We start from the raw sequence: 22,030 nt of genomic DNA, 5'->3' as shown, positions 1-22,030 counted from the left end.
GCAGGTGGGGGTGATCCCGATGGTGAGGCCCCTGGTGGGAGCGCTTTTCCCCGTCCGGCGGGCTCGCGGGACGGCGCTTCGCCCGAGAGAGCGCTCCCGCGAGGCTATTGACTAGGTCGCGTCACAGCGTCAGGATCTGCCAAGTGCGGACTCCGGGGGGACCGCCGCGACCGTCGCAGTGCCTCGAGAACGGACCCTCGATGATCAGACCCTTCGCCCGCCCGGGCGCCCGCCGGAGCGGATTCGCGGTGCTCGCGAGTCTCGCCGTGCTGGCCACCGGGACGGCCGGCATCCCGAGCGCGGGAGCCGAGAGCGCCACCGGCGCCCGGCAACCGGTGATCGGCAAGCCGGCCCTGGACTCCCGCGGCTGTGCCCGCATCGAGAAGAAGCTGCCCACCCTGACCGAGTGGCCGAAGGTCAAGAGCAAGATCGGGCAGAACTGGTTCCACGAGCGCCGGATCGCGAAGATCCTCGCGGGCATGACGCTCGCCGAGAAGGTCGGCCAGATGACCCAGCCGGAGATCACCGCGATCACCCCCGCGGAGGTCGGGCAGTACTTCATCGGCTCGGTGCTCAACGGCGGCGGCGCGTGGCCGAACCGCGACAAGCACGCCGCCCCCAAGGCCTGGCTCGACCTCGCCGACTCCTACTGGAACGCCTCCGTCGCCAGCCGGACGAAGATCCCGGTGATCTGGGGCATCGACGCCGTGCACGGCAACAACAACGTCTACGGCGCGACGGTCTTCCCGCACAACATCGGCCTGGGCGCGGCGCAGGACCCGTGCCTGGTCCGTGACATCGGCGCGGCGACCGCCCGCCAGATCCGCGCCACCGGCCAGGACTGGGCGTTCGCGCCGACCCTCGCCGTCCCCCTCGACGACCGGTGGGGCCGTACCTACGAGGGCTTCTCCGAGGACCCCCGCATCACCCGCGCCTACGGGTACGAGGCCGTCAAGGGCCTGCAGGGCAGGCACCCCTGGGGGATCGGCCAGGACGGGGTGATCGCCACCGCCAAGCACTTCATCGGTGACGGCGGCACCCTCAAGGGCGTGGACCAGGGCGTCAACCCCTCGTCCGAGGCCGAGATGATCAACGTGCACGGCCAGGGCTACTACGGCGCTCTCGCAGCCGGCGCCCAGAGCGTGATGGTCTCGTTCAACAGCTGGACCAACACCGAGCTCGGCATCGAGGAGGGCAAGCTGCACGGCAGCAAGCGCGCCCTCGACGAGATCCTCAAGAAGAAGATGGGCTTCGACGGCGTCGTCGTCTCGGACTGGAACGGCATCGGCCAGGTCGCCGGCTGCACCAACGCGAGCTGCGCCAAGGCCGTCAACGCGGGCATCGACGTGGTGATGGTGCCAGGCGACTGGAAGGCGTTCATCGCCAACACGATCGCCCAGGTGGAGAGCGGCGAGATCCCGATGGCGCGGATCGACGACGCGGTCACCCGCATCCTGCGGGTGAAGCTGCGCGCCGGTGTGCTCGACGGGCCCAAGCCCTCCAAGCGCGCCTTCGCCGGGTCGGCCGACGCGCTGGAGGCGCGCAGGCTCGCCAGGGAGGCCGTGCGCAAGTCGCAGGTCCTGCTGAAGAACAACGGCAAGGTGCTGCCGCTGGCGTCCGACTCCAAGGTCCTGGTGGTGGGCAAGAGCGCCGACAGCCTGCAGAACCAGACCGGCGGCTGGACGCTCACCTGGCAGGGCACCGGCAACGTCAACGCCGACTTCCCCAACGGCACGACGATCCTCGGCGGCCTGCGCGAGGCGCTGGGCGAGGCCGACGTCACCTTCAGCGAGACCGGTGAGGGCGTCGACCCGTCGGCGTTCGACGCGGTCGTCGCGGTGATCGGCGAGACCCCGTACGCCGAGGGTGTCGGGGACCTGGCGCGGCGCTCGCTGGAGGCCGCCAAGCTCTACCCCGGTGACCTGGCCGTGCTCGACCGGGTCAGCGGCAAGGGTGCGCCGGTCGTCACCGTCTACGTCAGCGGCCGGCCGATGTGGGTGAACAAGGAGCTCAACCGCTCCGACGCCTTCGTCGCCGCGTGGTTGCCGGGCACCGAGGGCGGCGGCGTCGCCGACCTGCTGGTGCGGGGCAAGCACCGCGAGGGCTACACCGGCAAGCTGCCGTTCTCGTGGCCGAAGGGCGCCTGCCAGACGCCGCTGAACCCCGGCACCGAGGGGTACGACCCGCTCTTCGGTCTCGGGTACGGCCTGCGCAACGGCCAGACCGCCCCGGTGGGGACGCTGGACGAGACCGCGCCGACCGGCTGCGGCCCGCAGGGCGGCGGTGGCGAGGCCAGTGAGGATCTGGAGATCTTCAACCGGACGGACGTCGCGCCGTACAAGAGCCTCATCGGTTCGGCGGAGAACTGGGGCGGCACCGAGATCGGCGCCGACGGCCGGGCGGCGCACGCCGAGATCAGCGTGGAGCCCGTGGACGTCAACGTGCAGCAGGACGGCCTGAAGGCGACCTGGAGCGGCACCGGCCCGGCCCAGCTCTACATGCAGAACCCGGCCGGAGGTTCGGACCTGCGGGGGTACCTCAACGCGGGTGGGGCGCTGGTCTTCGACACGATCGTGCACCAGGCCCCGGCCGCCAGGACCGTGCTGAGCGTGCACTGCGTCTACCCGTGCCTGTCCGAGGTGGTGGCGACCTCCCTGTTCCAGGGGATCCCGGTCGGCACCAAGACGACGGTCAAGATTCCCGTCTCGTGCTTCGCCGCGGGTGGTCTGGACCTGGAGGTGGTGAACACGCCGTTCCTGGTCTACACCGAGGGGGCCTTCTCGGCCTCGTTCGCCAACGTCCGCTGGGTGCCGAAGGCAGCCGGTGATCCCGACGCCAGGAAGTGCGAGGACCTGACCTAGGGTCCGGTGCGCGACGGGTCCCGTGTCCGGCCGGAAAAGGGCCGGGCACGGGACCCGCCGGTTCCGGGGGAACCGGTGAGGCGGTTCCCCCGGAGGTGTGTCAGTCGAACTCGCCGTCCTTCACGCCGCCGACGAAGGCGTCCCACTCGCTCCGGGTGAACGCCAGCGCCGGGCCTTTCGGATCCTTGGAGTCGCGGACGAGGTAGAGGTGGTCGGAGCCGGCCTTGTGGACGACGGTCGTCGCGTCACCGGGGACGACCGCCACCTCCACGCAGTTGCCTCCGGTGCTGCGGCCGCTCTTGCGCCATTGGGCGTCGGACAGATCCATCGTGGACCCTCGCACTTTTTCTTCCTTCGGGTACTAGGGGGTGGAGAACCTTCTCGCCATCTGGGCGATGAAGGCCGCCGACGCCTCCTGGTCGAGGGCCATGGCGCAGAGGCTCTCGAACATGGAGGCGTACCGGCTGACGTGCTCTGGTGCGTCCGGCAGGAGCCCGCTCGCGGCCTGCTCCAGGTAGAGCAGGTCGGGATCCTCCGGTTCGGGGAAGCTGAGCAGGCAGAACGGCCCGTCCATCGCGGGGTGGGCCCCGGCGGAGAACGGGAGGACCCGGATCTCCACGTTGGGCAGCCCGCCGAGGTGGACGAGATGTTCCAGCTGCTCCGTCATGATGCCGCCGCCGCCGATCCGGCGTCGGATCACCGCTTCGTCGAGTACCGCGACGAGGTGGATGGGGTCGCCTGGTCCGTGCAGCAACCGCTGACGCGAGATGCGCACGGCGACCGTCTCCTCGACCGTTGAGGGGGTCTGGACGACGGAGGTCGCCTCGACCACGGCACGTGCGTACGGTTCGGTCTGCATCAGGCCGGGGACGACGAGCGGCTCGTACGAGCGCACGAGGGACGCCTCCGCCTCCAGTCCGATGTAGGAGTCGAAGCCGGGCTTGAACGCCTGCCGGTGGCGGTGCCACCAGTCGCGTCGCCTGGCCTCGACGGCCAGCTGGATCAGGAAGTCCCGTGCCTCGCCGGTCACTCCGTACACATCGGTGAGGGCCGACACGTCCGAGGGCCGGGGACGGGTCTGACCCGTCTCGTACCGCCAGACGGTGGTGTCGGTGGAGCCGATCCGCTCGGCCACCTCCACCCTGGTCAGCCCACTGTCCTTTCGCAGACGGTTGAGTTCAGCGACCAGGCGGCGATGCCGGGCCGTGGGGCTGCGCCGAGAAACCACGCATCTACCTCCCTCCGTCCTTTGATAGGAAAACTGTGGAATCTCAACATGAGGTATTGCAGTCCTTGATAGAACAGTTCACCGTGAGTGAGTGTGCCATCTCAGAGGGCGACGTGCATGGAATATGCGTGTCGGGGAGTGAGGTCGACGATGAGGACCGGACGGCAGGCCGTCTCACCTCGGATGAGGGTGACCCTCAAGGGGGTGCCGGAATCGGTGGCGGTGGCGCGCGGCCGGGTCAGGGAACTGCTGGGTGAGGGCCATCCCGCCCTGGACGACGTCGTTCTCCTGGTGAGCGAGGTGGTGACCAACTCGGTCGTGCACTCCGGCTCCCGGGCGGGCGGCGAGGTCGCGATGACGGTGACGGTGAGGCCGGCGGCGGTGCTGGTCGAGGTCTGCGACGCGGGGTCCGGTGCCTCGGCGCCGCACGTGCGCAACGACCCCGAGGCCGAGGGCGGGCGGGGCATGTTCCTGGTGGACCTGCTCGCGGACCGGTGGGGCGTGCGCCCCGGGACCCCGGGGGGTGCCCGGACGCTCTGGTTCCGGATCGTCTTCTGATCCCCTCCCTCGGCCCTGCAGCTCCTCCCGGAGTCCACGCGGCGCCCAAATTTGGGCCTTTTCCAATCAACGCCGTTGTCTGACTCTCAGTGGAGGCACGCGACCAATCCCTAGAGTGCGTGCCTGAGGAGGACACAGGTGAGACGCCGACTGATCGTGGTGTTCGCCGCCCTGGCGCTGTTGTGTCTCGGTGTGACCGGGGCAGGAGCCTCGGCCGAGCCACAACCGAACAGCCAGTACAAGGTCCAGGGTCCGAGCACGTCCCAGCAGCGCAGTGCGGTCGCCGCCACGGGTGCCGCGATCGACCAGGTCGGCTCCGACTCCGTCGTGGTCACCGCCAGCCAGGAGGAAGTGGCCGAGATCAAGAAACTCGGCTACGCCGTCACCCGGATCCCCCGGGCGTTATTCCCGACCGGCCCCGAGCAGCGCGCGGACTTCCCGCCGTCCGACTCGGGCTACCACAACTACGCCGAGATGACCGCCGCGGTGAACCAGATCGTCGCCGACCATCCGACGATCGCCCGCAAGATCAGCTACGGCACGTCGTACGAGGGACGCGACCTGATCGCCGTGAAGATCAGTGACAACGTCGCCACGGACGAGAACGAGCCCGAGGTGCTGTTCACCCACCACCAGCACGCCCGCGAGCACCTGACCGTCGAGATGGCGATCTACCTGCTCAACCTGTTCACCGACGGCTACACCACCGACAGCCGCATCGCGAACCTGGTCAACGGCCGCGAGATCTGGATCATGCCGGACCTCAACCCGGACGGCGGCGAGTACGACATCGCCAGCGGCTCCTACCGCTCCTGGCGCAAGAACCGCCAGCCCAACTCCGGCTCGTCGTACGTGGGCACGGACATGAACCGCAACTGGGGCTACAACTGGGGCTGCTGCGCCGGCTCGTCCGGCTCGGCCTCCAGCGACACCTACCGCGGTCCCGCGGCGGAGTCGGCCCCCGAGGTGCGGGCGGTGGCCAACTGGGTGCGCAGCCGGGTCGTCGGCGGCGTGCAGCAGATCAAGTCGCACATCGACTGGCACACCTACGGCGAGCTGATCCTGTGGCCGTACGGCTACACCTTCAACGACACCGCGCCCGGCCTGACCCAGGACGACCGTGACGCCCACGCGACCCTGGGCCAGAACATGGCCTCCACCAACAACTACACCCCTCAGCAGGCCAGCGACCTGTACGTCACCGACGGCACGATCGACGACTGGATGTGGGGCGTCTACAAGATCTTCAGCTACACCTTCGAGATGTACCCGGTCAGCGCCTCGCCGGGCTTCTATCCTCCGGACGAGCAGATCGGCCCGCAGACCACCCGCAACCGCGAGGCCGTGCTGCGCTTCGTCGAGTACTCCGACTGCGTGTACCGGATCATCGGCAAGGAGTCGCAGTACTGCGGCGGCTCCAACCCCGGGGTGACCGTCTACTCCGACGAGTTCGAGACGGCGACCGGCTGGACGGTCAACCCGTCCGCGACCGACACCGCCACGGCCGGCGCGTGGGAGCGCGGTGACCCCGAGGCCACCACCTCCAGCGGCACCAAGCAGCTGGGCACCACCGTCAGCGGCAGCAACGACCTGGTCACCGGCCGTCTGGCCGGCGCCTCGGCGGGCGAGCACGACCTGGACGGCGGGGTCAGCAGCATCCGCTCCCCGGCGATCACCCTGCCGACCGGGACGCTGAAGCTGGGGTTCTCCTGGTACCTGGCGCACGGTTCCAACGCCTCCAACGCCGACTTCCTGCGGGTGAAGGTCGTCGGCTCCACCACCACGCAGGTCTTCCAGCAGCTCGGCTCGGCCGCCAACCGTGACGGCGCCTGGGCCACCGCCAACGTCGACATCTCCGCCTTCGCCGGGCAGAGCGTCCGCATCCTGGTCGAGGCCGGTGACGCCTCCGGCGCCTCCCTGGTCGAGGCCGGCGTCGACAACGTGAAGATCACCAAGCAGTAGTCCCGTCCGTTCCCGGGGCGTCCGCGTCGGCGGGCGCCCCGGCCCTTTTCCCGGGCCACCCGGTGTGCGGGGCGACCGCGCAGGACGACCGCGCGGGGCGATCCGCGCCGGACGGGTCACGGGTCCTCAGGCGCGGCAGATCAGCTCGCCGTGCAGCAGCGACAGCCAGCCGTCCGGCTCCCCGGCCCACTCCAGCCATCCCTGGGAGATGCGGCGCAGATCCTCCTCGGTGGCGACGCCCGAGGCGAGGACCTGGCGGGCCATGTCGGAGCGCAGCACCCGCTCGGCCCACATGCCGCCCCACCAGGACCGGTCCTCGGGTGTGGCGAAGCACCAGGTCGAGGAGGTGGCCGTGACGTCGGTGAACCCCGCCCGGCGCGCCCACGACAGCAGCCGCCGCCCGGCGTCGGGCTCGCCGCCGTTGGCCCGCGCCGCCGTCCGGTAGAGGTCGAGCCACTCCGTCAGCGCGGGCACCTCGGGGAACCAGGTGAACGCGGTGTAGTCGCTGTCGCGTACCGCCACGATCCCGCCCGGCCGGCACACCCGGCGCATCTCGCGCAGCGCCCGCACCGGGTCGCCGACGTGCTGGAGCACCTGGTGGGCGTGGACCACGTCGAAGGTGTCGTCGGGGAAGTCCAGGGCGTGCACGTCCGCCACCGCGAACGCGATGCCGTCCTGCCCCCGGCGCCCGGCCTCCGCCCGCGCCAGGCCGAGCGCCTCCTCGCTCACCTCCACCGCGGTGACCCGGCCGGGCGCGACGCGCGCGGCCAGGTCGGCGGTGAGGGTGCCGGGCCCGCACCCCACGTCCAGCAGGCTCGTGCCCGGCCTCAGGTGCCCGAGCAGGTACGCCGCCGAGTTCTCCGCGGTACGCCACCGGTGGGACCTGAGCACGGACTCGTGGTGCCCGTGGGTGTAGACGGCGTTCGTGCCTGTCATGGGGACCTCTCCCTCGTCGGCGATCGCTCCGACCGTAACAGAGGTCTCACATTTCAAGAAGAATCGTCTCACATGATGGTCACAGGGGCGAGGCCGTCTCAGAGGCGGAACTCCAGGTCGGGAACGATCTCGGCGACGTCCATCTGGGCCTTCTGCAGCCTTCCCGAGTGGTCCCAGTTCATCGACTGCCACCGGGTGAACTGGTCGAGGACCCACACCCCGGACTGGCGGCTCCCGTTCCCGGACCTGCCGTTGCCGCCGAACGGCAGGTGGGCCTCCGCGCCGGAGGTGGAGTTGTTGACGCTGACCATGCCCGCGCCGATCCCCTCGCGGAAGCGGAAGACCGAGGCCGGATCGGTCGTGTAGATCGAGCAGGAGAGCCCGTAACCGGGCAGGTTGGCCAGGTGGAGGGCCTCCTCCAGGGTGGTGAAGGAGGTCACGCCGACGACGGGGCCGAAGGTCTCCTCCAAAAACAGCCGGTCGTCGGGACGGACACCGTCCACGACCACCGGGTGGTAGTAGAGGCCGCCCTCCCCGGTGAAGTCGCCGCGCGGGCTGTCGGCGGTGATCCGGCCGACCGGGCCGGAGACGACCGTGTGGTGCGGCAGGATCCAGCCCAGGTACTCCTCGTAGCGGTCGGCGAACCTGCGCTCCAGCAGCGGGCCGCACAACACGTCCCCGGACGGGTCGCCGATCGCGGCCCCGGCCACGGCGCGGGCGTACCGGCTCAGGAACTCGTCGTGGACGCTCTCGTGCACGATCACCGTGCCGAGCGAGGTGCAGCGCTGCCCGGCCGTGCCGAAGCCCGCGAACAGCGCGCCCTCCACGGCCAGGTCCAGGTCGGCGTCCGGCATCACGACCATCGGGTTCTTGCCGCCCAGCTCCAGGCAGGGGGACTGCAGGTGGCGCCCGCACAGCTCGCCGACGGCGCGGCCCACCTCGGTGGAGCCGGTGAACCCGACCTTGTGCACCGTGCCCTCGGCCAGCGCCGCCTCCAGGCCCTCGAACGTCGTGGCGCCGTCGGCGAGGACCAGGTTCAGCACGCCGTCCGGCAGACCGGCCGCCTCGAACAACCGGTAGAGCGCGTGCGCCGAGGCCGCCGCGTACTCGGCGGGCTTCCACACCACCGCGTTGCCGCAGAGCAGCGCCGGGACGAGGTACCACGACGGCACCGCCACCGGGAAGTTGCCGGCGGTTATCACCGCGGCCACCCCGACGGGGACCCGGAAGGTGAACAGGTTCTTGTCCGGCATCTCCGAGGGGACCGTCTGCCCGTACAGCCTCCGGCCCTCGCCGAGGAAGAAGTCGCAGGTGTCGACGATCTCGCGGACCTCGCCCAGCGCCTCGGCGTACGGCTTGCCGATCTCGCGGGTGACCAGGCGGGCGAGCTCGACGGCGTTGGCCTCCACCAGGCGCCCGATGGAGGCGATCACCCGTCCCCGGACGGGCGCCGGGACGCGCGCCCACTCCCTCTGCGCGGCGGCGGCCGTGCGGCACGCGGAGGAGAACGTGCCCGGGTCGGCCAGTCGGACCCGTGCGACCACCTCGTCCAGGTGGGCCGGGTCGACCGACTCGTAGGTCACACCGCTGGACGTTTCTTTTCCGCCGATGACGGAGACGATCTCGCTGGTCACCTTCGACCTCCCGGGTATGCGTGTAACCGCATTCTCCCCACGCGGGAAGAGGACGTCACATCGGCCGGGGACGTCGTGCGGGGGCGTCGGGCAGGAGCGTCGGTCGGGGGCATCGGGCGGGGGCGTCGGGCCGGGCGGGGGCGTCAGGTGGGGGCGTCGGTCGGGTGGTGGCGTCGTCAGATCATGCGGAAGTCGGCGAAGTCGAAGCCGGGGGAGACCACGCAGCTCACCAGCACCCCCTCGTCGCCCGCGGGCCGGGCGGCCTGCCAGGTGCCTCCGGGCACCAGGACCTGTGGCAGCTGGCCCTCCTCCACCAGGGGACCCAGGGTCACGGTGGTGGCGGGCACCCCCTCGTGACCGCCGAGGACGAGCGTCAGCGGACCACCCCGGTGCCAGAACCAGATCTCGTCGGAACGGACCACGTGGGGACGCGACTCCTCGCCGGGCTGGAGGAGGAAGTAGATCCCGGTGGCCGTGGCCCGGACCCCGTCGTATCCGGGAGGGGTGAGCTCGGCGGAGGTCCGCCAGGTCTCGCGGAACCAGCCGCCCTCGGGGTGCGGCAGCAGATCGAGCGCCTCGGCGAGCGGAGGTCGGGAAAGCATCGTCACAGACGGATTCTAGGGATCGCGGACGACAGTACGTCACGTCGCGTCGCGTCACGGAGCGCGTCCCGCAATCCTCCCGCGGCACCGGACGTCCCGCGGCACGGTACGTCCCGGAACGCGTCCCGCGGGCGGGGACGGCCTGGTGGAGATCGATGTGGTTTTGTCGGCACAGTTGGCTAGCGTTCGCTGCGTGATCGAACGGTGGAACCGGGATCAGGTGCTGGCGCTCGCGCCCGACGCCTCCTCCCAGAAGGCAGCCCACGGAGTCTCCTCTCCCGCCAAGTGGTCGGGGACGGGAGTCGGTGCCGACGCGCTGTGGGGCGAGTGCAAGGGCAGCGGCTCCAAGCCCTACCGGGCGTGCGTCGACCTGTCCGAGCCCGCCTACAAGTGCACCTGTCCGAGCAGGAAGTTCCCGTGCAAGCACGCGCTGGGCCTGTTGCTGCTCTGGTCGGCCGACGGTGTCCCCGCCGCCGACGAGCCCGCCGACTGGGTGGGCGAGTGGCTGGACGGGCGGCGCGGGCGAGCGGCCAAGGCGGCCGAGGCCGGAGCGGCCCGAGCGGCCAAGGCCGCCGAGGCGGGTCCCGCCGACGGCCGCAGGGCCGACCGGCGCGAGCAGCGCGTGACCGCCGGTCTCGCGGATCTGGAACGCTGGCTCGCCGACCAGATCAGGCAGGGCATCGCCGGATCCCGGCGTCACGACCAGTGGGACGCCCTGGCCAAGCGCCTGGTCGACGCCCAGGCTCCCGGGGTGGCGGGCTCGCTCTCCCGGCTGGGCGCCACCCTGGACGGCGACGACTGGCCGGCCCGTCTTCTCGGCGAGTACGCGCTGCTGCACCTGCTCTGCGTGGCGCACCGCCGTCTCGCGGCGTCCTCGGGGTCCCCGGCGTCCTCTTCCGACGGCGCCGGTGACATCGGTGATGCCGCTGATGCCGTCGCCGGAGCGGACGGCGAGGTCCGGGGCGGGGCGGAGGCCGGGGGAGCGGTGCCCGCAGGGCTCCTGCAGCGGGTGCGCGACCGGGTCGGCTTCTCGATGACCAAGGAGGAGGTGATCGCCGGCGGCACCGTCCGCGACCGGTGGGACGTGCTGGGACGGCGCGACGAGGAGAACGACAGGCTGACCGCCCGCAGGGTGTGGCTTCGTGGCCGTGAGACCGGCAGGGTCGCGCTGGTGCTCTCCTTCGCCCCGGCCGGGCAGGCCCTGGACGCCTCCCTGGTCACCGGCACGACCGTCGACGCCGACCTGGCGTTCTATCCCGGCTCGGCTCCGCTGCGCGCCGTGGTCGCCGCCCGTCACCGGACGATCCGTCCCGGGGCCGGTTCCGTGACGGCCCGTTCCGGTGACGCCGGGATCGGTCCGGGCGGGGTCGGCTCGGACGGGGCCGGTCCGGACGGGTCCGACGCGGTCCGTCCCGGTGCGGCCGGGACGACGGCGCCCGGCCCTGAGACGCCCGGCCCTGAGACGCCCGGCACGTCGGTGGCCGGTAAGACGGTGGCCGGGACGGTGGCGGCGAGGGGTGAGGACGTGGGAGCGGGCCCGCCGCCCGGCACGAGCGTGCGGGCGGCCCTCGACCAGGTCGCCGAGGCGCTGGCCGGCGATCCCTGGCTCGACTCCTGGCCCGTGCTGCTGGAGGGGGTGGTCCCCGCCGGGAACGACCTGCGGTTGCTGACCGGCCCCTCCGGAGGGCTCGCCCTCCACCCGTCGGTGGGAACCCCCTGGCGGCTGGCCGCCGTCTCCGGCGGTCACCCCGTGACCGTCGCCGCCGAATGGACCCCCAGGGGCCTGCGTCCCCTGACGACCTGGGACGAGGAAGGCAGGGTGATCGTCCTGTGAACGCCTCCGCCGAATGGGAGGACCTGGTCTCCACCGCGCTCGTCGGGACCGACCGGCGCCCGATCCCCGGGCAGGCCGCGAGCGAGGTCGAGCTGCTCGAACGCGCGGCCGTGCACACGCTGCGGACGCGCGCGGGACGGCGACCGGTCACCGGGGTGGAGCCGCCGGCCGCGGCGGCGCCCGAGGAACAGCCCGTGATCCCGCCCGCCGCCGCCGACCGGTTCGCCGGCCTTCTGGAGGGCAAGGGGCCGAAACTGCTCGACGAGTGGCTGGAGGCGGCCGCGGGACGCGGTTACCGGCTCGCCCCGCACCTGCTGCCCAGACTCCTCGACCACGCCGCCAAGGACAGGTCGATCCGGCCGCACGTCGGTGTGCTCGCCGGGAACCGGGGCCGCTGGCTGGCCGGTCTCAACCCGTCCTGGAGGTTCCTGCTGGAGGAGGTCACCTCCGCCGCAGTGACCGGGTTCGACGGCGACGAGGTCTGGGAGCTCGGCACCTCCGGGGACCGCCGGGTCTACCTGTCCGCGCGGCGGGCCGCGGACCCGGCCGGGGCCAGGGAACTGCTCGCGGCGACCTGGGAGAAGGAGACGCCCGCCGACCGGGAGGCCTTTCTCAAGGTCCTCGCCGACGGCCTGTCCGACGACGACGAGCCCTTCCTGGAGGCCGCGCTCGACGACCGCCGCCGCGAGGTCCGCAACGAGGCCGCCTACCTGCTCAGCAGGCTTCCGGGCTCGCGCCTCGGGCAGCGGATGGCCGAACGGGCCGCGCGCCACCTGACCCTCAAGCCCGGCAGGATCCTCGGGGGCGGGAAGATACTCGTCACCCCGCCCGAGACCTGTGACGCCGCGATGGAACGCGACGGCATCCGGGCGAAGCCCCCGCACGGTACCGGTGAGAAGAGCTGGTGGCTCCAGCAGCTGGTGGCCCGTACCCCGCTGGCCGTCTGGCCCCGGCTGTTCGGGGCCTCGCCCCGCGACATCGTCCGCATGAAGGTCGTCGACTGGCGCCGGGAGGTCGTGGCCGGATGGGTCAGGGCCGCCGTCGTACAGGGCGACCCGGCGTGGGCCCGCGAGCTCTTCCTCGACGACCCGCTCGCCGACCTGCTCGCGGTGCTGCCCCCGGTGGAGCGCGAGGCCGTGGCGGTGGACTTCGTCCGTCACCACGCCGACCGGCACGGACGGCTGGTCGACCGCCTGGTGGGCGTCCCCGCCCCCTGGGGTCCCGACCTGACGCTCGCCGTGCTGGAGAAGATCCTCAAGCTCTCCTCCGGCAACCAGTCCTGGTACGTCGGCGAGGTCACCAGACTCGCCGGGGAGCGCGTCGATCCGGCCCTGCACGACACGGCCGCGCGTTTCTCCCCCGAACCCCCCATCCAGGAGGTCGCCGCCCTCCTGCGTTTCCGTGACGACATGTTGAAGGAGCTGCAGTAGTGACAACGGTTCTGCGGGCCCACGCCGAAGACCAGTACGCCGAGGAGCTGGCGATCCTGGCCAAGAGCGACGACCGGACCCGCCCGCCGGGGTGGAAGCTGTCCCCCTGGGCGGTGACGACGTACATCCTCGGTGACGGCGACCAGATCACCCCGAAGTACATCGGGCCGCGGCGCATCGTCGAGGTGGCGGTGGCGACGCTCGCCACCGACCGCGCGCTGCTGCTGCTCGGCGTGCCCGGCACGGCCAAGACCTGGCTGTCGGAGCACCTGGCCGCCGCGATCAGCGGCGACTCCACCCTGCTGGTGCAGGGCACCGCGGGCACCGCCGAGGAGGCCGTCCGCTACGGCTGGAACTACGCCCGGCTGCTGGCCGAGGGCCCGTCCATGGAGGCGCTCACCCCCAGCCCGGTGATGCGGGCGATGGCCGAGGGACGGCTCGCCCGCGTGGAGGAGCTGACCCGCATGCCCTCCGACGTGCAGGACGCGCTGATCACCGTGCTCTCGGAGAAGACGCTGCCGATCCCCGAGCTCAACCGGGAGGTGCAGGCCACGCGCGGGTTCAACGTGATCGCGACGGCCAACGACCGCGACCGCGGCGTCAACGAGCTGTCGAGCGCGCTGCGCCGCCGGTTCAACACCGTCGTGCTGCCGGTCCCCGCCACCGCCGAGGAGGAGGTGGACATCGTCTCCCGCCGGGTGGGCCAGCTCGGCCGCTCCCTGGAGCTGCCCGAGACCCGTACCGGCCTGGAGGAGATCCGCCGCGTGGTCACGGTCTTCAGGGAGCTGCGCACCGGCGTCACCGAGGACGGCCGCACCAAGGTCAAGTCTCCCAGCGGCACGCTCAGCACCGCCGAGGCCATCTCCGTCCTCACCAACGGCATCGCCCTGGCGGCGCACTTCGGTGACGGCGTGCTGCGCCCGTCCGACGTGGCCGCGGGCATCGTCGGCGCCGTGATCCAGGACCCGGTCTCCGACCGTGTCGTCTGGCGCGAGTACCTGGAGACCGTGGTGCGCGAGCGCCGCGACTGGCGCGACTTCTACCGGGCCTGCCGTGACGAGGGCTGAGGCGATGCTCCCCCCGAAGAGTCTCCCCGTGAAGGGCCTCCCCACGACGTCGGTGCCGGTCCCCGCGACGGCCGGGTGGTGCCGATGAGCGTCTCCGTGCTGGGAATCCGGCACCACGGCCCGGGGTCGGCGCGCTCCCTGCGCGACGAGCTCGAACGGCTCGCGCCGGACATCGTGCTCATCGAGGGCCCGCCGGAGGCGGACGGGCTGGTCGAGCTGGCACGCGACCCCGACCTGCGGCCGCCGGTCGCGCTGCTCGCCCACGTGCCGGGAGAGCCGTCCAAGGCCGCGTTCTGGCCGTTCGCGGAGTTCTCCCCCGAATGGCAGGCGATCCGTCACGCGCTCGGGGCGGGCGTCCCGGTCCGGTTCTGCGACCTGCCCGCCGTGCACAGCCTCGCCTCCCGGCCCGGCGAGCCAGGCGACGCGAGCCCGGACGCGGGTCCGGGATCGGGATCGGGTCCTGGATCAGGTCCGGGATCGGCCGAACCGGAACGGACGGATCCCGGGACGGCCGGGGACAGGGACGACGAGGAGGAGGGCGTCGAGGGCTCCGGGGGTGTCACGGATCCCGAAGGTGCCGGGAGCGACACCGGGGACACCGGGGACACCGGGGACGCAGTGCCCGGGGGAGAGCGGGACGACGGGGACGCCGCTCCGGAGGCGGTACGGATCGACCCGATCGGAGCCCTGGCCCGCGCCGCCGGGTACGACGACCCCGAACGCTGGTGGGAGGACGCGGTCGAGCACCGCGGCGACACCCCGTTCCACATGATCGCCGAGGCCATGGAGGCCGTCCGCGAGGGCCACTCCGCCGACGAGTACGAGGCGCGGCGCGAGGCGTTCATGCGGCGCACGATCCGCAAGGCGGTCAAGGACGGCTTCCAGCGGATCGCCGTGGTCTGCGGGGCGTGGCACGTTCCCGCGCTGGCGGGCACCTCGCGCGAGGGGGCGGCCTGGGGAGCCGGGCTGCCCACCGCGAAGGCCGACGACGCGCTGCTCAGGGGACTGCCCAAGGTCAAGGCCGAGATGACCTGGGTGCCGTGGACGTACGGGCGGCTGGCCGCGTGGAGCGGGTACGGCGCGGGCGTCACCTCCCCGGGCTGGTACCACCACCTGTTCACCTCCCCGGACCGTCCGGTCGAGCGGTGGCTGACCGGTGCGGCCGGGGTGCTGCGGGAGGAGGACCTGCCGGTCTCCTCCGCCCACGTCATCGAGGGGGTACGGCTCGCCGAGAGCCTGGCCGTGCTCAGGGGACGGCCGCTGGCCGGGCTGGCCGAGGTGACCGAGGCGGTCAGGGCGGTGCTCTGCGAGGGCGACGACCTGCCGGTGGAGCTGATCCAGCGGCGCATGGTCGTGGGGGAGCGCCTCGGCCAGGTGCCCGACAGCACCCCGATGGTCCCCCTGCAGCGCCACCTGCGCGAGGAACAGCGCAGGGTGCGCCTCAAGCCCGAGGCCCTCGACCGCGAATACGATCTCGACCTGCGCAAGCCCCTCGACCTGGAGCGCAGCAGGCTGCTGCACCGGCTGCGCCTGCTCGGCATCGACTGGGGCACCCCGCAGCGGAGCCGGAGCAAGGGCACCTTCCGTGAGTCGTGGTCGCTGGCCTGGCGGCCCGAGTTCGACATCGACCTGATCGAGGCGAGCGCCTGGGGCACGACCGTCCCGTCGGCCGCCGCCGCCCGCGTCCGCGACCTCGCCGACGGGGGAACGGCGCCGGGCACCCGGTCCGGCGCGTCCGGCTCGGCGACCGGTCCCGGAGGCACGGGCCCGTCGGGTACGGGTCCTGGAGGCGGGGGAGCGGGCGGGCCCGGTGGCCGGGCGTCCGGCGGGGTCACCCTGGCCACCCTCACCGGCCTGGTCGAGCGCTCCCTGCTCGCGGACCTGCCCGAGGCGCTGCCCCACGTCCTCGACGCCCTGTCGGAACGGGCGGCGCTGGACGGCGACGTCACGCACCTGATGGCCGCGCTCCCGGCGATGGTCCGCGCCCAGCGCTACGGCGACGTGCGCGGCACCCCCGCCATCGGCCTGACGGTCATCGTCGAGGCCATGCTCACCAGGATCTGCGTCGGTGTCGGCGGTGCCGTCACCGGCCTCGACGACGACGCGGCGAAGGACCTGCTCGGTCACATCGACGCCGTGCACGCCGCCGTCGCCCTCCTCGACAGCGACCCGGCAGGCTCAACGAACTCAACGGGCTCGGCCGGTTCCGCGGGCTCTGCGGGCTCGGCCGCCTCCCTCGGCGCCACGGGTTCCGGGGCGGCCGTCGACACGGACCTTGCGGCTCCTGAGGGCTCCCCGGATTCCGCGAACTCCGCGGAATCCGGGGATTCCGTGAACTCCACGGACCCTATGGGCTCCGCCGAGGCCGGTTCCCCGGGTGCCGACGGCTCCGGAGAGCGGGTCGCCGGAACAGAGGAGGCGCCGAGGGGGCGGTGGCTGGCGGCGTTGCGCGCGGCCTCGGGCCGCGCCGACCTGCACGGACTCATCGAGGGACGGCTCACCAGGATCCTGCTGGACGCCGGAGACCTCGACACGACCGAGGTGGACCGGAGGATGTCACGCGCGATGTCGGCCGGGCACCCTCCGGCCAGGGCGGCCGCGTGGATCGAGGGTTTCCTGTCGGGCGGCGGGCTGCTGCTGGTCCACGATCCGCGACTGCTCGGGCTGGTCGACGCCTGGCTCACCGGGCTCGCCCCGGAGACCTTCGTCGACGTGCTGCCCCTGCTGCGCAGGACGTTCGGTGCCTTCGCCGCCCCGGAACGCCGCTCGATCGGCTCGCGCGTCCGCTCGCTGGGCACGGGCACCGCCGACCGGGCACCGGAGGCGGAGGACTTCGACGAGGAGCGCGCGGCACCGGCCGTGCGGACCGTACTGGCGATCCTGGGAAGGACGGGACGGACCGATGGATGAGAGGCTGCGCCGCTGGCGGATGGTCCTGGGCGGCGACGCCGACGGCACCGGCTGCTCGCTGACCGGAACCGACGCCCAGATGGACGGTGCCCTGGCCGCCCTGTACAACGGCGGCGAAGGGTCGGGTGAGCGGAGCGGGGGTCTGGGAGCCTCCGCGCCCAGGGTGGCGCGCTGGCTGGGCGACATCCGGTCCTACTTCCCCTCGACCGTCGTCCAGGTCATGCAGAAGGACGCCGTCCAGCGGCTGAACCTGACCCGGCTGCTCATGGAGCCGGAGATGCTCGAGGCCGTCGAGCCCGACGTCCACATGGTCGGCACGCTGCTGTCGCTCAACCGGGTGATGCCGGAGAAGGCGCGCGAGTCGGCCAGGGCCCTGGTCCGCAAGGTCGTCTCAGAGCTGGAGCGGCGGCTCGTGCAGAAGACGAAGGCCGCGGTGACCGGGGCGCTGGACCGCTCGGCCCGGACCCACCGGCCCAAACGGGTCGCCGACATCGACTGGGACCGCACGATCCGCGTCAACCTGAAGAACTACCTGCCCGACCGCAACACCGTGATCCCCTCCAGGCTCGTCGGGTACGGCAGGAGGCAGCGGGCGGTCCAGCGCGAGGTCGTGCTCTGCATCGACCAGAGCGGGTCGATGGCCGCCTCCGTCGTCTACTCCAGTGTCTTCGGCGCGGTTCTCGCCTCGATGAGCTCGCTGAGGACCTCGCTGGTCGTCTTCGACACGGCGGTGGTCGACCTCACCGACCAGCTTCACGACCCCGTGGAGCTGCTGTTCGGCACCCAGCTCGGCGGCGGCACCGACATCAACCGGGCCATCGCCTACAGCCAGGGCCTCATCACCCGCCCCACTGATTCGATCTTCATTCTGATCAGCGACCTCTACGAGGGCGGGGTGCGCGAGGAGATGCTCCGCAGGGTCGCCCAGATGACCGCGGCCGGGGTGCAGGTGATCGTGCTGCTCGCGCTCTCGGACGAGGGCGCGCCCTTCTACGACCACGACAACGCCGCGGCGCTCGCCGCCATGGGGGTGCCGGCCTTCGCCTGCACACCGGACGCCTTCCCCGACCTGATGGCGGCGGCGATCGAGCGTCGCGACATCGGCCAGTGGGCCGAGCGGGCACTGGGACGCAGCGCCGGGTGAGCATTGGCGCCGGGTGATCGTTCCTGTCGGCCGGGCCGAAGCCGGTACCCGGTCCTCCGGCCCGGTCTCCGGACCCGAACCTGGACCCGAACCCGAACCCGGACCCGGACCTTCTGAGCCCGATTCGACCCGGTCCCAAGGAGTATCCGGCCGGGAGGGGACGTGGGTGCCGGGGCCGGGCGTTCACCCGGCGCCGGCGTTGGCGCCGATGACCCGCCCGGCCAGCACGACCAGCCATCGGCCGCACGCGCATCGCGCGTACCGGACGATTCCCTCCGAGGTGTGGTGGGTGGACGCCGGAACGGTGGCCGGCCGCCCGCACGAGGGGCAGGCGGGCCGCCGTCCGGCCGAGATCTCGTCTGTCATACCTCCAGCGTGCTGTAAACGGTTAATACACCTCAACCATTACAGCGGTACGACTTACCCCTTACATCGCCGCCGGTGCCGGGGGCCGGTTCAGCGTGGTGTCTGCTGATGGAAGACCAGCCTCCAGCCCTCCTGGCGGCGCGCGTACAGGCTGCTCATCAGGGCCGAGTACGGCGGGGCGCCGTCACGCCGGGCGATGACGCCGTAGGTGACCAGCGCGGTGTCGGGCGTGGGGTGGGACGCGCGCGGGTCCTGAAGCTCGTGGGAGGACCAGGGCCGCCCCGACATGGCCTTCACGATCGCCGCCCGGTCGTCGAGGACCATGCCGCCGGGCAGCAGCATGACGACCGTGCGGTCGAGGATCCGCTCGTAGAACCCGGTGGCGGCCTCCGGGGTGGAGGAGAGTGCCTGCCAGCCTTGCCTCTCAAGGTCGAGCACGTCGTCCCGTGTCATCCTTCGTCTCCGTTCTCTCCTGCCATTCGGCCCCGCCCTATGAAGATCATTTTCATGGTACGATGCGTATGTCATGACACGTCATGACAACACCGCCGCCATTCTTCCCACCGACGCCGAGCTGCTCCCTGCGGCCTACGTGGACGCCTTCAACTCGGGGAACGCCGAGCGCCTGGACGGCCTCTACGAGGACGCGAGCGTGCTCGTCCCCTCCCCGGGCCATCCGGCCACCGGTACGGAACGGGCCGCCGCCGACCGCCATCTCCTCGGCTTCGGCCTGCCGATCGACGCCCGGCTGCGGCACTCCTACGTCGCCGGAGACGTCGCCCTGCTCATCGTCGACTGGTCCCTTCGAGGCACGGGCGCCGACGGCCACGAGGTCCACCTCGGGGGAACCGCGGCCGACGTCGCGCGACGGGGCCCGGACGGGCTGTGGCGCTACGCCGTCAACAACCCCTTCGGAACCGGCCGGGCCCCGCACTGAGTGAGCCCCACCGGTCCCGGGTGACGGCCGAGGCCCATTGTCCGGCCGTCACCTCGGTATGATCGCCGGCCTCGGTCACCTCGACCGGCTCGACCTGGTGATCATCGGCGACCGGCCGACCGACCGGCGCGGCCGGGCACGACGATCGCGACGTGTTCGATGTCCGTGACGCGTGCGACGAGGCGGGGCGGGTCCCGCGACGGTCAGGGATCCACCGTCGCGCGCATGCGCCGCAGGAAGTCGCGCTCGGCCGCGTTGCCGACGAGGTCCAGCGCGGCGTCGTACGCACGGGCCGCCTCGGGGGCCCGGCCCAGGCGCCGCAGCAGATCGGCCCGGACCGCGTGGAACAGGTGGTAGCGGTCCAGGTCGAGGCCGTCGACCAGGTCGAGCGCAGCGGCCGGTCCCTCGACCTCGGCCACCGCGACCGCACGGTTGAGGGCCACCACCGGTCCCGGGGCGAACTCCAGCAGCCGGTCGTACAGGGCCAGGATCTGCCGCCAGTCGGTGGCGGCCGCGATCGGCGCGTCCGCGTGCACGGCGTTGATCGCCGCCTGGATCTGGTACGGCCCCGGCAGGTCGCGCCGCAGGCAGCGCCGGACGATGGCCTGCCCCTCGGCGACGAGCTCCCGGTCCCACAGGCTCCGGTCCTGGTCGGCCAGGAGCACGAGGTCGCCGCCGGGGGTGACGCGGGCGGCCCGGCGCGACTCGGCGAGCAGCATGAGCGCGAGCAGTCCCAGCACCTCCGGCTCGTCGGGCATCAGCTCGGCCAGCAGCCGTCCCAGGCGGACGGCCTCGGCGCACAGGTCCTCGCGGACCAGCCGGTCGCCCGTGCTGGCCGTGTGCCCCTCGGTGAAGACGAGGTAGACCACGGCCAGCACGGCCCGCAGGCGATCGGGCAGTTCGGCCTCGGCGGGGATCCGGTAGGGGATCCCCGCGTCGCGGATCTTGTTCTTGGCCCTGACCAGCCGCTGGGCCATGGTCGGCTCGGGGACCAGGAACGCGCGCGCGATCTCGGCCGTGGTGAGCCCGCCCAGCAACCGCAGCGTCAGCGCGACGCGGGCGCCGGTGGAGAGCGCGGGATGACAGCAGGTGAAGATCAGCCTCAGCCGATCGTCGCGCACGGGACCCTCCTCGACGGGTTCACCGGGGGTGTGCAGCAGGGCGGCCTGGGCGTACCGGTCCTGGCGGGTGGCCTCCCGGCGCAGCCGGTCGATCGCCCGGTTGCGGGCGGTGGTGATGATCCATCCCGCCGGGCTCGGGGGAGGGCCGGTGACCGGCCACCGCCGTACCGCCTCGGTGAACGCGTCCTGGACCGCCTCCTCGGCGAGGTCGATGTCACCGAGGTGGCGGATCAGGACGGCCACCGCGCGGCCGTACTCCCGGCGGAACACGCCTTCGATCTGCTCGGCGGACAGGCCCGTCATGGGGAGGTCAGTCCTCGGCCTCGCCCTCGAGGGGACGCACCTCGACCGGGAGCGTGGTCGCGCCGGCGAGCTTGCGTCCCCACTCCAGGGCGGCGTCGAGATCGGGTGCCTTGATGACGGTGAACCCGCCGATGTGCTCCTTGCCCTCGGTGAACGGGCCGTCGGTGGTCAGCGTCTCACCGTCACGGACCCGCACCACGGTGGCCGAACTCGCCGGGTGCAGCCCTCCGGCGAAGACCCACGCCCCCGCCTCCTTGATCTCCCGCTCCACGGCCCCGACGTCCCGCATGATGGGTTCCAGTTCACCGGACGGCAGGGTGCCGTCGGGCTGGTACACGCTGAGCAGATACTGCTTCATGGTCGATCCTCCTGGTTCTCGCGACCACCGGCGCCACCACCCCGGTGGCGGCCCCCGTCGCCGCCGGGCACGGCACGGCGCCGGCCTCTCACCTCCTACACGAACGGCCCTCGCCCGCATCGACATCGCGCGCGGGGAGAACCGGAATTTTTCCGTACGGCTCGCGCGACCCGTCCGTCCGCCGCGGCCCGCGTTCCCGGCGGATCCGGTGGGGTACGCCGGGGCCCGCCCGTGCTCGCAGGCCAGGCCACCGGGAGCACCGGGAGCACCGGGAGCCGTCGGGGAGGACCCCGGTCACGAAGGCGGTGCCGAGCACGGGTGGTCGGTGGCGCCCTGGTCGAGGAGGTCCTCGTACACCCCGACCTTGTGGTTGATCAGGTCCATGCACCGCGAAAGGCCGTCGATCTGTGCCGTCACCCGCTCCCTGTGCAGGCGCAGCAGGGCGAGCCGCTCCTCCTCGTTACCGGTTCCCTGCCGGACGAACTCGGTGTAGCGGCGGATGTCGGGCAACGGCATGCCCGAGGCGCGCAGGACGATGCACAGGGTCAGCCACTCCACGTCGCCCTCACCGTAGACGCGACGCCCGCCGGGGCCGCGCCGTACCGGATCGATCAGGATGCCCTCGCGCTCGTAGAAGCGCAGGGCGTGGACGCTCAGCCCCGTGCGCTCGGCGACCTGGCCGATGCTCAGACCCGGTGTGACATCCCGCATGCCGTCCAGGATACGGACTTGATCTAGAGTCGGCTCCAGCTCCTAGGATGCGGACCCGAGCGGCCCAT

Annotated in this window: 19 protein-coding genes; 9 read left to right on the top strand and 10 right to left on the bottom strand. The window is 72.2% G+C overall.

Annotated features, from left to right (window positions below; translation table 11 throughout):
* The first annotated feature begins 200 nt into the window (after nucleotides 1-200).
* The gene (locus tag ABD832_RS28025; protein WP_344900662.1) at nucleotides 201-2,861 is read left to right on the top strand and encodes a glycoside hydrolase family 3 N-terminal domain-containing protein; all 2,661 of its coding nucleotides are present in this window, start codon (nucleotides 201-203) and stop codon (nucleotides 2,859-2,861) included.
* Nucleotides 2,862-2,961: 100 nt separating this feature from the next.
* Here the strand turns inward: ABD832_RS28025 and ABD832_RS28020 are convergent, their stop codons facing one another.
* Together ABD832_RS28020 and ABD832_RS28015 are read right to left on the bottom strand one after the other, a co-directional pair.
* Nucleotides 2,962-3,189 carry a DUF397 domain-containing protein gene (locus tag ABD832_RS28020; protein ID WP_344900660.1) on the bottom strand — a complete coding sequence of 76 codons (228 nt, stop codon included), beginning with the start codon at nucleotides 3,187-3,189 and terminating at the stop codon, nucleotides 2,962-2,964.
* Between the two features lie 33 nt (nucleotides 3,190-3,222).
* Nucleotides 3,223-4,089 carry a helix-turn-helix domain-containing protein gene (locus ABD832_RS28015; RefSeq protein WP_344900658.1) on the bottom strand — a complete coding sequence of 289 codons (867 nt, stop codon included), beginning with the start codon at nucleotides 4,087-4,089 and terminating at the stop codon, nucleotides 3,223-3,225.
* 150 nt (nucleotides 4,090-4,239) lie between these two features.
* Here ABD832_RS28015 and ABD832_RS28010 point away from each other — a divergent pair, with 150 nt between their 5' ends.
* Both ABD832_RS28010 and ABD832_RS28005 read left to right on the top strand, forming a co-directional pair.
* Nucleotides 4,240-4,647 carry an ATP-binding protein gene (locus ABD832_RS28010; protein ID WP_344900656.1) on the top strand — a complete coding sequence of 136 codons (408 nt, stop codon included), beginning with the start codon at nucleotides 4,240-4,242 and terminating at the stop codon, nucleotides 4,645-4,647.
* 138 nt (nucleotides 4,648-4,785) lie between these two features.
* Nucleotides 4,786-6,609, top strand: a complete 1,824-nt coding sequence (locus ABD832_RS28005) for a M14 family metallopeptidase (protein ID WP_344900654.1) — start codon at nucleotides 4,786-4,788, stop codon at nucleotides 6,607-6,609.
* Nucleotides 6,610-6,735: 126 nt separating this feature from the next.
* On the opposite strand, the gene ABD832_RS28000 is transcribed toward ABD832_RS28005, so the two are convergent.
* The 3 genes from ABD832_RS28000 to ABD832_RS27990 all read right to left on the bottom strand — a co-directional run bounded on the left by ABD832_RS28000 (nucleotide 6,736) and on the right by ABD832_RS27990 (nucleotide 9,781).
* Nucleotides 6,736-7,545, bottom strand: coding sequence for a methyltransferase domain-containing protein (locus ABD832_RS28000; protein WP_344900652.1), 810 nt, complete (start codon nucleotides 7,543-7,545; stop codon nucleotides 6,736-6,738).
* Nucleotides 7,546-7,643: 98 nt separating this feature from the next.
* The gene (locus ABD832_RS27995) at nucleotides 7,644-9,179 is read right to left on the bottom strand and encodes an aldehyde dehydrogenase family protein (protein ID WP_344900651.1); all 1,536 of its coding nucleotides are present in this window, start codon (nucleotides 9,177-9,179) and stop codon (nucleotides 7,644-7,646) included.
* Nucleotides 9,180-9,355: 176 nt separating this feature from the next.
* Nucleotides 9,356-9,781: a cupin domain-containing protein gene (locus tag ABD832_RS27990; protein WP_344901774.1), complete on the bottom strand. Its 426-nt coding sequence runs from the start codon at nucleotides 9,779-9,781 to the stop codon at nucleotides 9,356-9,358.
* 193 nt (nucleotides 9,782-9,974) lie between these two features.
* Between ABD832_RS27990 and ABD832_RS27985 the strand changes: the two genes are divergently transcribed.
* The 5 genes from ABD832_RS27985 to ABD832_RS27965 all read left to right on the top strand — a co-directional run bounded on the left by ABD832_RS27985 (nucleotide 9,975) and on the right by ABD832_RS27965 (nucleotide 18,166).
* On the top strand, nucleotides 9,975-11,615 hold the full coding sequence (locus ABD832_RS27985) for an SWIM zinc finger family protein (protein WP_344900649.1): 1,641 nt from the start codon (nucleotides 9,975-9,977) through the stop codon (nucleotides 11,613-11,615).
* Nucleotides 11,612-13,045, top strand: a complete 1,434-nt coding sequence (locus tag ABD832_RS27980) for a DUF5691 domain-containing protein (RefSeq protein WP_344900647.1) — start codon at nucleotides 11,612-11,614, stop codon at nucleotides 13,043-13,045. Before ABD832_RS27985 ends, ABD832_RS27980 begins: the two co-directional genes overlap by 4 nt.
* A complete protein-coding gene (locus ABD832_RS27975) occupies nucleotides 13,045-14,112 on the top strand; it encodes an ATP-binding protein (protein ID WP_344900645.1) in 1,068 nt (355 codons plus the stop codon). The genes ABD832_RS27980 and ABD832_RS27975 overlap by 1 nt, the downstream gene beginning before the upstream one ends.
* 84 nt (nucleotides 14,113-14,196) lie before the next feature.
* Entirely contained in the window at nucleotides 14,197-17,022 is a 2,826-nt protein-coding gene (locus tag ABD832_RS27970) for a DUF5682 family protein (RefSeq protein WP_344900643.1), read from the top strand.
* Nucleotides 17,015-18,166: a VWA domain-containing protein gene (locus ABD832_RS27965; RefSeq protein ID WP_344900641.1), complete on the top strand. Its 1,152-nt coding sequence runs from the start codon at nucleotides 17,015-17,017 to the stop codon at nucleotides 18,164-18,166. The genes ABD832_RS27970 and ABD832_RS27965 overlap by 8 nt, the downstream gene beginning before the upstream one ends.
* Before the next feature lie 183 nt (nucleotides 18,167-18,349).
* On the opposite strand, the gene ABD832_RS27960 is transcribed toward ABD832_RS27965, so the two are convergent.
* Nucleotides 18,350-18,532, bottom strand: coding sequence for a hypothetical protein (locus ABD832_RS27960; RefSeq protein ID WP_344900639.1), 183 nt, complete (start codon nucleotides 18,530-18,532; stop codon nucleotides 18,350-18,352).
* A 90-nt stretch (nucleotides 18,533-18,622) separates the two neighbouring features.
* Complete coding sequence (locus ABD832_RS27955) at nucleotides 18,623-18,985, bottom strand: DUF4440 domain-containing protein (RefSeq protein ID WP_344900637.1); 363 nt, start codon at nucleotides 18,983-18,985, stop codon at nucleotides 18,623-18,625.
* A 73-nt stretch (nucleotides 18,986-19,058) separates the two neighbouring features.
* On the opposite strand from ABD832_RS27955, the gene ABD832_RS27950 reads away from it, so the two are divergent.
* Nucleotides 19,059-19,469, top strand: coding sequence for a YybH family protein (locus ABD832_RS27950; protein ID WP_344900635.1), 411 nt, complete (start codon nucleotides 19,059-19,061; stop codon nucleotides 19,467-19,469).
* 203 nt (nucleotides 19,470-19,672) lie between these two features.
* Here ABD832_RS27950 and ABD832_RS27945 read toward each other — a convergent pair whose 3' ends face one another.
* From ABD832_RS27945 to ABD832_RS27935, 3 genes are all read right to left on the bottom strand, one after another.
* On the bottom strand, nucleotides 19,673-20,893 hold the full coding sequence (locus ABD832_RS27945) for an RNA polymerase sigma factor (RefSeq protein ID WP_344900633.1): 1,221 nt from the start codon (nucleotides 20,891-20,893) through the stop codon (nucleotides 19,673-19,675).
* Between the two features lie 7 nt (nucleotides 20,894-20,900).
* Nucleotides 20,901-21,251 (bottom strand): YciI family protein, encoded by a 351-nt coding sequence (locus tag ABD832_RS27940; protein WP_344900631.1) that lies wholly within the window; start codon nucleotides 21,249-21,251, stop codon nucleotides 20,901-20,903.
* Between the two features lie 294 nt (nucleotides 21,252-21,545).
* Nucleotides 21,546-21,962, bottom strand: coding sequence for a MerR family transcriptional regulator (locus ABD832_RS27935; protein WP_344900629.1), 417 nt, complete (start codon nucleotides 21,960-21,962; stop codon nucleotides 21,546-21,548).
* Nucleotides 21,963-22,030: the final 68 nt, after the last annotated feature.

It is taken from the genome of Streptosporangium longisporum, assembly GCF_039534895.1.
GTDB lineage: Bacteria > Actinomycetota > Actinomycetes > Streptosporangiales > Streptosporangiaceae > Streptosporangium > Streptosporangium longisporum.
Note: the sequence above shows the minus strand (reverse complement) of the source record. Positions and strands in the feature narration are given on the sequence as shown.